Raw genomic sequence first — 13,043 nt, 5'->3', positions numbered from 1 at the left:
CGTCCAACACCGCGCGGCCCGCTCCAGTTCGCACGGCGCCTAGCGTCCTTCTACTTGCTCAGCCTCAACGCGCCGGCGTGCTGTGCATCCAGGTGGATCTTCACAATAACGCTGCCGTTACTTGCTGTGGTTGGCAGGCTCGCACCGCTCAGCATATCGGTCACCGTAGGCGTCATGCCGGTATCGCCGAGGCCGGCCATGTCGATCGAGATCGTACTGGTCTGGCCGGAGTCGCTGTTGTTCAGCAGCGTGAAGTACCGGGAGCCGAATCGCTCGATATAGACGTTTCGGTTGGCGGATGCGGCCCATGTTACCGGCTGCCAGCCGGCGCTGGAGAGCTGGTCGATCACCGGCAGGTATCGCTTGAAGGTTGGCCTGTCGCGGTTGTACCAGGTGGGATTCTGCCAATAGGGGTTGGTGGCGGCGTTGGCGCTGAACATGCTCGGAAAAATGCCGTAGAACATCGATCGCTGGAAATAGAGATCCACATCCGCCGCGCTGAACGCATTGAAATCGGTGTTCATCAAGAGCAGATAAGGCCTTTGGAAGCTCAGCGTGCGGCGGAGGTCCATAGTCGCATCGGAGTCGGGATTGAACCCGGTCGGACCGCCCAGCCAGTTCACTTCGATCCCCATCACGTCCAGGATGGACGAGAAGATGCTGAAGCGAATTGGCGTGTAGTTGGCAAAGAGCAGCTTGCCGCGATTATGCAGGTCGCTGCTCAGGAACCGGGCAAACTCAAATGTGCTGAACCACTCCGGCAGAACCGGTGAGCGCGAGGTAGCGTCGAACGTCAGCGGGCTGGTAGCTGCCTGCAGGTCACTGAGACGGTAGTCCTCGATATCCGACCAACCCTCCAGGGAATCAAGGTATTCGCCGGCCTGGACCCCGCGTGCTGCTGCCGCTGCGGAGCCGTACATGGCGTCGCCCTGCGCCAGTGAATAGGCTAGCGAGCCGCGGGTTGGAGCCGCACTCGTGGCTGCGATCTCAGGATTGGGATCCAGTACCCATACGGCGCCGTTGGACCATGGTTGATTCTGAAACTGCAGGTTGTACTGGCCATCGGCATCCTGAGTTCCGCTGGAGAGCACGGCCTGCGCCATGGCGTGGTCCTTCTGCTTTGGATCCGCGGCAATGGACTTCATCTCGGCCACCGCGTTCGTCATGGTACGTGGTGTGGAGGGTGGCATCGCCATCCACCAACTCATCGGCTCGGTGTACCGGAACGCGAGGATCCCCAGGTTGTTATCCGCTTTGAGGCTGTTATCGCCCTCATGGTAGGCGAAGTTGAAGTCCTGAGGCTGCTGAATGGTGGATGGATCGGTAAACGGCAGCCAGGTTCCATCTTTGGTGGCCCGTCGCGTGTAATCGGGTGCGTTGATCGCGTAGAATGCCAGGGCGGCGGCGCGGAAGCCCCACGATGCTGTGGAGGCGGGCAGTGCATAGACGGTACAGCCAAACCGAGCATTGCGGGGCTGCCATGACACGCTTTTGGAGGTGAGCGCAAAGTCCCAGGCGATCACCAGCTGCCGTGACGATCCGTTGTAGAATATCCGGTACACCGTGGGCCAGTCCATCTGGTTGGCAATAGCCAGGCCCTGTCCCTGGTGTGCAACGCACCCAAACGGATAGAGCGACATGCCTCCCGTTGCGCCCTCAGGTACCCGCACCTGGTTGGTGTACTCGTCACCTCCATGAACAACGTTGCTGTGCCGGATGTCGTCGCCCCATAGCCAGCCGTCTGCACGAATTGGGATGGCAACATACACGGTGACTGCCCGGTCGGAGTGGGTGAGGTCATCGATCTCGCCGGAGACGCCGATTCCGCCGGCCACCGGCTCAAACTTGACGTTGAGCGATATGCCGAGATCGCTGTTGTGTGGGATGTCGATACTCATTCCGCCTTTGCCGTATGGCGCCGTCGTACCCGTCATGGCATTCAGGGGTCCGTCGCTGCCGACGTCACGGACGTAGATACCGCCGGTCGACTTCGGCGTCACGTCTACGCCGTTCAACTCGGTACCGTCGATAACGCCACGGCTGCTGAAATCCAGCGCCAGTCCGGCCGACGCTACCTGCAACGCATGGCCGGTGTCGCCTTCATGCGGCAGTGGCATCAACGGCTGGCTGTCGTAGATACCGTCGCCGCTTACCTCGTGCACCGAGAAGTCATCGAACCAAACGGTTCCACTGTGGAGACGGAACAGGGCGTACACCATCAGCGATTTGAGCGGCTTGGCCGGCAGGATCAGTTCCTGCCGGCGCTGCCAGTCGTGTGATCCGGCGTCGAATTCTGCTATCTGGCCGAACAGGGGCGTGCCATCCATATAGGTGGCGTCCACGTACACGGCATAGTCGCCGTTGGCCGGTCCGCTCACCGAGTCTGCCTTGCTCCAGCCCGAGACAACCACCGGGATAGCGCGGTCCTGATTCAGCACAATATTGCTGTAGCCGCCATGTATTGAGGTGGCGTTGACGCTGTCGCACCGCAGGCTCTGCTCACCAGAGCGGTAGGTGGCGCGATCGATGTCGTAACCGAGGCCGAATGCCGTCCAGGCGGGAATCCCGGCGCCTTGTCCGTCGCTGCCGCTGCCTCCCTCAAAACCTGGGTTCTGGAGGAGCTCGCCGGGAGGCGGCTGCGCTGCGCAGATCGAGTGCGCGAGGCCTGCAAACAGCAGCGTACAGAGGAGTGTTCGAGCGAGCGATATCAGCTTCATGGCGTCTCCTCCGCAAACGTCGCAGCCAGGCAGGTGGCATTACACGCCGAACCGCCGTTTCGAAAGAACCAGGTGAGGTGGTGTGGCTGCCGTCAACTGCGCTGTAATCTGGGCACGCTGCACCCCAGCGGCTGGATACTACCCGATTCCGGTTTGGCGGGACGGGGCGGTCAACAGTGGTCGCCAATCCGCCGGCACGGGCGCGGGAATGCCGGCGGACCGCGCCGCAACGGCCGGCTCGCTCCAGAGCATGTTGTGCACCATTCCGCGCTCGCGGAAGTTAATTGGCAGCAGGACGAAAAGCAGCACCACGTACGCCAACCCGGCGATCGTAGAGGCCGCAAGTGCAACACCGCTCAACTGCTCTACAGCAGGCCGGTTCGCGCGGGTAGCGGAGGCCAGCGACCCGACCAGAACTGCTACAGGAACGGAGCCCTGCAGCACTACCAGCAGCGCCGCCGAGGTCGTTGTTGAGGCTGCAGTCGCTACCCATCCGCAAAACGCGGTCAACGCAGCAAGAGCTGCGACCAGTACAAGTCCGCCAACCGCTTCGGTCCTCCACCTCGCGGCAAGTTTGGCGGCAGCCCACATGGCGAAAAGCCACAGCCAATCGTACAGCACGATGCGCGCTGCCAGCCAGATCACCGCCAGGCGCCTGTTCACGGGGACCGTCTCCTCGGCTGGTCCCGCTGAGCCTGATGCCACCGTGGCAATAGCACGCATGCGTTCGACCGCAACCATTTCTGTCTTCCACGGCGCAGCCCGGTTCGACCAGCCGTGCCGACTGAGATATGCCATAAAGGCGGCCAACCGCGCCGCCGGCTGTGCTTCGCCAGAACCCACTGCCGGAGCTGGCGCACCGCCGGGACGGGCCATTGCGATTTCGAAAATCGCCGAGCCTACCAGACGACCAACCGGGGTCCTGGCGCCGACGATCATCAGCGACGCACAAGCTGCCGCCTCCTCACGTATCCTCAATCCGCCCGCGAAATCGCCCTTCTGCTCCAACTCAATTGCCCGAGCCGTTGCCCAGCGAACCAGGTCTCGGATGCGAACGTACTGCCACATGTGAATATTAGTTAGCAGTGCCATCTGATCGGTTCCGGTCAAGCCGCCGTACGTTAGTGCAGCCGCCGCCCACACTGCGGTTACTGCATCGGCGGTTGCAGCACTGAACCGGCTGCAGCGCGCCGCGTCGGACAGGGCTGCGAGAGCCCGATCATCCGCTCGGCCGGCGCACCATCCAGCGGCAGCCATCAACGGGAACCACGCATTATCGGGCTGAAGGCGCCGACCGGCGGCGGCATCGCGTTCAAATGCCGATAACTGGGCAGAGTCCGGCCGGGCGGGCGGAGAGCCCGCGCGGTATACCATGCCGGTAGGGTCAAGAATGCCCTCTTCCAGCCGGTTGATCACAATATCGTGTGCTGCGGCAAACCGCAGGGCAAGCGCCGGCGCAGATGCTCTATCCGGGAAGGCCAGCTCGAGTCGCCGAAGGCGCGGCAGCGCGTAGGACGGCTGCCAGGTGGCGATGGCTGCGCCGAGCTGGATACGATAATCGCTAGAATGAGCAGCCGCGGCCTCGAACTGACGGTTAGCTAGCGTCAGCAGCGCCTTACGGTCGGCCATCTGGTTGAGCGGCAGGCTTTCAGCTCGGGTGATAGGCAGTGAATCGTTGCCGGGCGCCGCTTGCCGAGCGAGAATCCAGCGTGTGGCTGGTGCTGCCGCAAGGATGACTAGCAGTGCCGGAGTAGCCGCCGGCAGCAAACGGCGGACGCCGTCCATCATAGAGTGGCCTCTTCGCTGGCGCGTCGGTTTACTCAGCCTGCCATCGCCCGTTTGCTCCACATGTCACTGTGCGCCAGGCGACTGCTGCGTCGCGCCACGGGCGGCAGCCTGCATCGCCATCCACGCCGGCTCGCCGGCCGCGATGGCCACAGCCTGTGCGGCGCCCTGTCTCTCAAGGACCGCCGTGTGGTAAACCGCGCCACACCAGGCGCCGGCGGCAAGCGGCGCCATGGCAAACAGAACCAGGGATGCAGCCATGCCTGCCGTCAGCCTCAGCAGCAGGATGCCGGTGACGGTCGCAGCCATTATGACCAATAACACGCCAAGAAAAAGCCCGCCCGTGAACCATATCGGGCGTTCGAGTTGTGCGCTGGAGACCCTGGCCGCGCACCAAAGTGCGATCAGCAACCCCGATAAACCGACGCCGAGTAAGGGGCCCGCCACCGATTTGGCGCTGCGAGCCAGCATCGCACAAGCGCCGGCGACCAGCAGCCAAACCGTGCAGATACCCGCTGCGGCGCAAAGTTCCCAGGAGTAAGCGAGGTTGGTGATGAGATGATCGGCCGCCTCCGTCGCATCCGGGTTTCGCCCAATCTCAGCCAGGCGGTCGTCGGCCCGGAACTCATCCATCACGGCGGCAACGTTTGCCGAGAGGTGCCGTCGCTTCAGCCATCCAACAAAGTTGCGCCGCTGTTGGTTCACCTCGCCAAAGTTGCCGGCTTCGTCTACCACTGCCTCCGTGAACCGATCGTACCCCGCCTCCACGCCCTGGACGGCCACGTTTACGATCTGGCAGCCCACACCAGCGCCGTACCAGGTGGTGCTGTGTTTGCGGATTTGGCGGCCCAGGCCAAGTATCGCCAACCGGATTGCCGCCTCGGCGTGTTCATTGCCCAGTCTTCCTTGCTGCGTCGCCAGCCAGCTTGCGTAGGCGGCAAAATCGAGGAATACGTGGAGTTGTGGCGACATCAGTTGCTGCGTCAAGCCCAGCTGAATCATGCTGCTCCAGTTCCACCCAAGCGACCGGTAGAAATGCCACATACACTGGATGGACTGCTCGGAGTAGTCGTCGAATCGCGGAGCCACTGCGGCTTGCTGGAGCAACCAGACCGCGCCGGCGTCATCATGGTTCAGCGAATCGCCGATCGCCTCCATCAGCGTAAAGTAGCCGTTACCGGCGTCAAGAAGCGCTCCACGATGCGCGGCCGCGCCAAATGCCGTAACCGTTGCTTCAGAAGCGTGCTGAGCCGAGCCGAATAGGGAAAAGCCGCCGCCGACGGAGGTAAACCGGAAGTCGGAGTTGATGGCGAGGCGGAGTTCCAGCGCCAGAGGCATTGGATTATTGGGATTGGCCAGCCCTTCAGCACGTAGCATGCTGAGTGCGCTCACCTCGTCCGCCGACATCATCGCCGCACCTAACTGCAGCCGCATATCTTCGGGATGGCTGCGCAGTACCTGGCGGATGCGATCGGCCAGCGGACCGCCGTCCCCGGTTCCGGCATTGTGCACCGCTGCCCGTACGCGTGGAAATGCGCGATATGCCATGGAGGCCGAGTTGGGCTGAGATATCGACCGCAGCGCAATCCAACCCGTGAATGGCGCCAGCATCAATGCGGCAGCGATCAGCACCGCCGCGCGGGCAGGCCACGTAGAGAAGCGGCGCACCCATGTCAGCGTGTTCGGTCCTTCGATCGTTGGCGCGGGAAGAGCCTGTTGCACTGCTTGCATAGCCTTGAACCCCAGTCGAGTTTACGGTTGGTGCGCGCTTGCGAGCAAGTCTTCCTATAGTGCCCAGTTTGCTGTGCGCAGATCCTTCGCAGGAGTTGACCGCGCTCCTACGGAATCATTTACCATTATGAAGTCTACAACGCCCCGCCGAGCCACTCTCCTCACCCTGGAAGATCTCTTCCTCAAGCGGCGCTTCGATACCGCTACGATCAAATCGCCCTGCTGGATCTCCGGCGGCGCAAAGTTTAGTTACCTGGATGCCGCTCCGGGTTCAACCGTTCAGACAGTCTGGGTTTACGACGTGGAGAAGCGCGCCGCTGAGGTCCTGATCGCACCGGAAGCACTGAACGTACCGGGCAAAACAGACCCAGCCGCAGAGCAGCCGCTCACGATAAGCGGTTACATCTGGTCACCAGACGAATCGGCGATCCTTTTTTGCGATCCGCCGCGCGCGCATGCCGTCGAACCGGGCTCGGAATGCCTGTGGGTGTATACGCTCGCTACCGGCCGGTTGACAGCCGTTGGCGAGACCCGGACAAGGAAGCGGAATGTGAAGTGGTCGCCCGATGGTTCCCGGATCGGCTATGTGAAGCGCGACGAGATTTGGGTGCTCAATCTCGCCACCGGGTCGGAGCAGCAACTCACGGATACGGCCACCACTCGCCGCTACAATGGACGGTTTGGCTGGGTGGTTGAAGAAGAGCTCGGCCTTGTCGACGGCTGGATATGGTCTCCGGACTCGCGCAGCATCGCCTATTGGAGCGTTGATGAATCGGCCGTGCCCGAGATCGGCATCACGGACTACGAAAGCCGCCTCCTTGAGCCGGTGCGGATGCTCTATCCAAAGGCAGGCGACCCAAATCCGCTAATGCGCATCGGCGTCGTCTCGGTACCACGTGGCCGACATAAGAGCGTGCCTAAAACACGGTGGGTGCCCGAGTCGCGAGATGCAGAGTACTACGTGACGCACCTCCAATACGCACCAGATGGCTCTCTTCTCCTCTCACGGGTGCCGCGCCGCCAGTCTCGGTATGAGCTGTTCCGGGTACGATCCGGCCGGATGCACCCGGAGCGCGTGATTGTAGAGCGCGACGATGCGTGGGTGGAGGGCCATGGCCAGATCACGTTCGTGGGCGACTCCAACCGGTTTCTGTGGCTCTCCGAGCGAGCAGGGTACCAGCATCTCTCGCTGCGCAGCCTTAGCGGGAAGCGGGAACGATGGCTCACGGGAGGCGATTGGGACGTTGTGCGCGTGCTGGCGGTAGATGCCACCGAAAAGCGCGCGTGGATTCTGGCAGCGTCACCCTCGCCGATGGAGCGGCAAATCTACTGCATACCACTGAAGCACGGTGATATGTGGCGGATTAGCGAAGGCGCGGGCGTGCACTCCGCACTCTTTGCACCAAATTGCGAGCACTACATCGGCGCCCACTCCAGTCGGAAGCAGCCGCCTATGGAGCGTCTTCACCGTTCGAATGGAGAAGAGTTGGCTGTACTCAAGCAGAACAGTCCTCCCGCGATTCGCGGATTTCGGCCGGCACAGTGGCGATTTCTCGCGATTCCAACGAGGGACGGCATCACCCTGAACGCGGTGATACTGCAGCCGGCCGATTTCGATCCGGGCCGTCGCTACCCTGTGCTGATGCACACATATGGCGGTCCCGGCTCGCAGGTGGTGATGGATGCGTGGGGCGGTGGGGCGGGATTTGAGCAGATGCTGGCGCAGAAGGGCATTATCTCGGTTCTGGTGGATGGCCGCGGTTCCGGTGGGCGCGGGCGCGAGTTTATGAAGGTGGTCGCCGGCCGTCTCGGCCACTTCGAAGTGATCGATCAGATAGCGGCGGCGCAATGGCTGGCGGAGCAGCCGTTTGTGGATGGAGGCAGAATAGGCATTTGGGGATGGAGCTACGGCGGCTATATGGCTTCGCAGTGTATTCTGCGTGGCAGCGGGACCTTCAGATGCTCGATTGCCGTGGCGCCGGTGACGGATTGGAAGCTGTACGACTCCATCTACACGGAGCGGTATATGAAGGTACCCGATGAGAATCCGGACGGCTACGAGACAACGGCGTGCATGCCACTCGCCGAGAAGCTTGCCGGCGAGTTCCTGCTGATCCACGGAATGGCCGATGACAATGTGCACTTTCAAAACACGGCATGTCTTGCCGCGGCGCTGCAAAGGGCCGGCAAACCTTTTGAAACCATGTTCTATCCGGGCAAACACCACGGCATCGAGGGAATGAGCATGCACCTTTATGCGTTGATGACGCGGTTCATCGAGCGTACTCTTCTCGGCGCTTAGGGCGGACCAAATCGCCAGCGCACCAGCGTCCAGATGGCCTGAACGCCATCGGTCCAGCGGATTTTCTTGCCCTGCGCCACGGAGCGGGCCTCGTACCGGATCGGCGTTTCGACAATGCTGAATCCACGCCGCAGAACCCGCGCAGTTACCTCCGGACAGAACTCAAACCGGCGGCACCGCAGAGGTATCGTTTGCAGCAGCGCAGTCCGGAATGCCTTGTAGCAGGTTGCCTCATCCGTGATCCGGGCCCCGTACAGAACGCGTACCATCCAGGGCAGCAGGCGGTTGATGAGGCGATTTGCGAGCGCCATCCGCGGCCACCCATTCAGGAAGCGAGAACCGTAGACGACGCTCGACCCGGTTACGGCGAATGCGTTGATGATCGCTGGGAAGTCTTCCGGCCAGTACTCCATATCACCGTCCTGGATAATCGTGATTGGCGAGCGTGCGTGCGGTATGGCAGTCCGTATCGCAGCGCCTTTGCCGCGGTTCTCAGTGTGGTAGTAAACCCGCACATTCTCGCGCCTTCCCTCTACCGTGTTTCTAAGCAGGTCCGTTGTGCCATCATTGGAACCATCGTCCACAATGATCAGTTCCAGATGGAGCGGAACGGCACAGACCCTCTCGATAAGTGCGAGAGCGCTCTCACGTTCGTTGTAAATCGGTAACAGTACTGAGAGCTCCGGCGATTCCAGCGTTGCCGTTGCGCCGGCCACCGCTGCAGCTTTACCCTCGTCCTGGGTTGCGTTACTCATCGGTTGTGAGCATAGTCAACGGGTTCCACCACTGCCGCAGCGCCTGGGCAAAACCCGGCACCGGCCGGTACGCCTCATCGCGAGCGCCGGCCAGGCAGTCGTGTGCACATCGCAGGTCTCGGCGTCGACCGACGATTGCGGAAGCGCCGGCGGCGCCAAGCCGACTTCGGATTGGTCGATCGTGGTACAACCGAAATTGTATCGCTCGTGGCACAATCACGTCACGTCAGTCTCCCGCTGCATGCTCCGGCAACGCCAGAGCATGCATCTCTCGCACGGCTTGCTCCAGTCGACGCTGCACCACGGCCAACGTCACGTCTCCACGCGTGCGCTCCAGCACCGCACGAAACTGGTCGGTTGTCGCCCGCAGGCCGCCGGTAATGGCATCAGGAAAGTCGAAGGTGATCAACATCGAATATACGGCTTCCATCACATCCAACGTGGCGTCAGCCGTGTCAAGTTCGCCATCGCGAAGCCGGTCCAGCGCGTAACGCCGGCACTCGCTTGCAGCCTCGGCAAGGCCGCGGAGCCACGCCGCAGGATCGGCGCCCAGGTCGTCAGCGCCCGGCAGCGGCTTACCACCGACAATCGCCAAAAACAGCGCGGCCTCCGCCACCTCCTTTTCGGCGTCGTGCATATAACCGGCATGCAGTAGCTGCGGCTGCCCGGCCAGTTTTCGCTTCGCTTCATCAAACGCCCGCGAGCAATCTTCCAACTGTGCGGTCGCGCGCTCCATATCCCCTCGATGAGCCGCTCGAATGGATCGCGCCGCTCCCTGAATGGTGGTTCGGCACACGCGCAGCGCCGCCTCGCGAGCGCCATTCGTTGCGGCCAGTTGGTCGCGGAGGCCGGCACAGATGCTCTCCAACTGAACGTCGATGGACTCGCTCATGTCACAACGTCTCCTCGCTTTCCGGGCGGTACGGTTGCATGATACTGTACCTTTGGGATGACGTGGGGCCGCCATCGCTGTGGCAGAACAATGCGCAGCCAGCACTCGTATTGGTTAGCAGGGGCGGGCTGGGCGTGGCGCCGGGGGCGCGGTGCTCATCGTCCACCCGCTCTTCCACCTGCAGCGGTATACTGCAATTCAGCAATAATCCCATGGACTCCGGAGGGAGGTAGGCTGCCAATGAGGCAACTCAAAACCGGTGCGTTTCTCCTCGCGGCCTTGGCAATCGGTACGACGTCGGCTGCAGCCGCTCTTGCACAGGCACCGCAATTTGTCCACGCTTCGGCATCGGCCACGCATGTTCTGCCCGGCAAGCCGTTCACGGTGCTCGTGCACGTTCGTGTCGACAAGCCGTACCACATTCAGGCGAATCCGCCCAAGGCGGGCTACATCGCCACCGAGGTGGTGATGGGCCACGTCAACGGCCTGAGCGTTAAAAAGGTGATCTACCCCAAGGGGCAGATAGCGCATATCGCTGGCGACATTCTGCCCGTATATGAGGGTTCGGTGACGATAAAGGTGCTTGCGGTGGCGTCACGACCGCTCAAGGGGCAGATTCCTTTCGAGTTGAAGTATCAGGGCTGCAACGATGTGACCTGCTACCCGCCGTCGGATCTGGATCTGCATGTCGCTCTTACGGCACCCGCAAAGGCACACTCAAAGGCGAAAAAGGCGCGCCGGCATGCAGGCATCTACGATGGATATCTGATCCTCGCGCAGTCACAGAAAGGAGTCCAGACCGGGAGCGATTCGCTCTCGGTCCCGGGCTTTCGCACAACCAAAATCACGCAGTTTCTTGCGCCGGCAGATTTCATATCGTGGTTGCGCCATGGGGGGTCGCAGCAGGGAAAGGCCGGATATGTTGCCGCGCTGCTGACCCGCGGTGGCGCTGGTAACTTTGCAGTGGCGCTCAGCCTCATCTTCCTGCTCGGCCTTGCGCTCAATCTCACTCCATGCGTCTATCCGATCATTCCCATCACGATCGGCTACTTCGGCCGACAGGCAGCGTCGGGCATGCGGACCGGCGGATTGTCGGTCTGTTACGCGCTCGGCATTGCGGTGATGTACACAGCCCTCGGCCTGGTGGCAGCTCTTTTCGGCAAGGTCTTCGGCTCCCAACTGAGCAATTCCTGGGTCCTTCTTGCGTTTGCCGTCCTGATGTTTGGCCTCGGCCTTTCAATGTTCGACCGGCGTAATGGCACGCCGATCTGGGAACTGCAGTTGCCATCATTTCTGCGGGGCAAGGCTCAGTCGCGAAGCGGTTACGTGGGCGCTGGATTGATGGGCCTGATGGTGGGTGTTGTTGCGGCCCCGTGTATCGGGCCGATCGTCGTCGCTCTGATCCAGGTGGTGTCCAGCAGCCACAGCGTGGGACTTGGGGTGGTCACCTTCTTTACCCTCGGCGCCGGCCTGGCGCTGCCGTACCTGCTGCTCGGTTTTGGGCTGGTAAAGGCGCTGCCACGCGCCGGCGAGTGGATGGTATCGGTAAAGCACATCTTTGGACTGCTGCTGTTCGGCATGGCGATCTACTATCTGCAGGGCTTGCTGCCGGTTGGGCTCTACCGCACGCTCTTTATTACCTTCGGCGTCGCCGGGGGCCTCTGGTTGGCCATTCTCGACAAGGCCGGAAACGCGTCTCGTGGGTACCGCGTGTTCAAGCGCGGCGCGGGCCTGGTGATGGCGGCCGGAACTTTGGCATTCTTTGTACGGCCGGCTGCCCCGCCCACCGGCAGCGAAGTGCGATTTCAAGCTCCGGCCGATTACGCGGCGATGCAGAGGATGCTGCAGCAGGCGCGTGCCCACCATCAGGAGGTACTCATCGACTTTTCAGCGAGTTGGTGTGCTGCGTGCAAGGAGCTCGACGAGAAAACGTTCCACAACGCGCAGGTAGCCACCGCGACGCGCAACTTTGTTGCAATGCGGTTTCACCTGGAGGATTTCAGCAGCCCTTATACGAAGCCTTTCCTCAAAACATTTGGAATCGCCGGACTCCCGACCGTTATTCACCTGGTGCCCGCTGCTTGAACACGCTCTACAAAGCGTTTGACCTTACGGGCCGGACAGCCCTCGTCACTGGCGGTACCAAGGGTCTGGGCCGGGCGATGGCTGTTGCTCTTGCCCAGGCTGGAGCGTCTGTGGCTATATGCAGCCGCCATTTGGATGAATCCGGTGACGCGATAGCAGAGATTTCCAGCTGCGGCGGGCGAGCAGCCGCATTTGAGGCCGATGTGACTCTCGCCGACTCGGTGCATGACCTGATACGCGTCGTTACCGATGGTTTCGGAGCGGTCGACATCCTGGTGAACAATGCCGGCTCCAACGTGCGGAAGGCCACCGCTGACGTGACCGCGGAGGATTGGGCAGGCGTGCTCAATACGAGTGTTACCGGTTCGTTTCTCTGCTCTCAGGCGGCGCTGCCAGGCATGATCGAACGCGGGTGGGGCCGGATCGTCATGCTCGGCTCCATCATGAGCTTTGTTGCAATACCCGGCCGTGCGGCATACGCCAGCGCCAAGGCTGCGCTCTTGGGCCTTACCCGTGCGTTGGCTCTGGAGGGCGCGCCGCACGGAGTTACGGTGAACTGTCTCTGCCCGGGCCCGTTCGAAACTCCAATGAACCGTCCGCTAATGGATGATCCCGATGCCTACCGGGCGTTTCTCCAGAAGATACCGGTCGGAAGGTGGGGCCAGCCATCGGAGCTGGGCCCAGCGATCGTCTTCTTATGCTCGCCGGCATCGGCATATATGACCGGCCAGGCTTTGACCATCGACGGTGGATGGACGGCAGCCTGAGGCATCACT

Annotated in this window: 8 protein-coding genes; 3 read left to right on the top strand and 5 right to left on the bottom strand. The window is 61.9% G+C overall.

From position 1 onward, the window contains the following. Positions 1 to 50: 50 nt before the first annotated feature. The 3 genes from KGJ62_09700 to KGJ62_09690 form a co-directional block, all read right to left on the bottom strand. Positions 51 to 2,717: a hypothetical protein gene (locus tag KGJ62_09700; GenBank protein ID MDE2126850.1), complete on the bottom strand. Its 2,667-nt coding sequence runs from the start codon at positions 2,715 to 2,717 to the stop codon at positions 51 to 53. Positions 2,718 to 2,855: 138 nt separating this feature from the next. Then, entirely contained in the window at positions 2,856 to 4,505 is a 1,650-nt protein-coding gene (locus tag KGJ62_09695) for a hypothetical protein (protein MDE2126849.1), read from the bottom strand. A 63-nt stretch (positions 4,506 to 4,568) separates the two neighbouring features. Beyond that, complete coding sequence (locus KGJ62_09690) at positions 4,569 to 6,224, bottom strand: hypothetical protein (GenBank protein MDE2126848.1); 1,656 nt, start codon at positions 6,222 to 6,224, stop codon at positions 4,569 to 4,571. Positions 6,225 to 6,360: 136 nt separating this feature from the next. On the opposite strand from KGJ62_09690, the gene KGJ62_09685 reads away from it, so the two are divergent. Then, positions 6,361 to 8,535: a DPP IV N-terminal domain-containing protein gene (locus tag KGJ62_09685; protein MDE2126847.1), complete on the top strand. Its 2,175-nt coding sequence runs from the start codon at positions 6,361 to 6,363 to the stop codon at positions 8,533 to 8,535. Here KGJ62_09685 and KGJ62_09680 read toward each other — a convergent pair. After that, entirely contained in the window at positions 8,532 to 9,290 is a 759-nt protein-coding gene (locus KGJ62_09680; protein MDE2126846.1) for a glycosyltransferase family 2 protein, read from the bottom strand. The two genes, KGJ62_09685 and KGJ62_09680, sit on opposite strands and share 4 nt — an antisense overlap. Before the next feature lie 226 nt (positions 9,291 to 9,516). Beyond that, complete coding sequence (locus tag KGJ62_09675) at positions 9,517 to 10,182, bottom strand: haloacid dehalogenase (protein MDE2126845.1); 666 nt, start codon at positions 10,180 to 10,182, stop codon at positions 9,517 to 9,519. 240 nt (positions 10,183 to 10,422) lie between these two features. On the opposite strand from KGJ62_09675, the gene KGJ62_09670 reads away from it, so the two are divergent. Beyond that, positions 10,423 to 12,267 (top strand): thioredoxin family protein, encoded by a 1,845-nt coding sequence (locus KGJ62_09670; protein ID MDE2126844.1) that lies wholly within the window; start codon positions 10,423 to 10,425, stop codon positions 12,265 to 12,267. 77 nt (positions 12,268 to 12,344) lie between these two features. After that, positions 12,345 to 13,034, top strand: coding sequence for an SDR family oxidoreductase (locus KGJ62_09665; protein MDE2126843.1), 690 nt, complete (start codon positions 12,345 to 12,347; stop codon positions 13,032 to 13,034). Positions 13,035 to 13,043: the final 9 nt, after the last annotated feature.

The organism is Armatimonadota bacterium (assembly GCA_028871815.1).
Taxonomy (GTDB): Bacteria; Armatimonadota; Chthonomonadetes; order Chthonomonadales; family Chthonomonadaceae; genus REEB205.
This window is presented reverse-complemented; position numbering and strand designations above follow the sequence as displayed.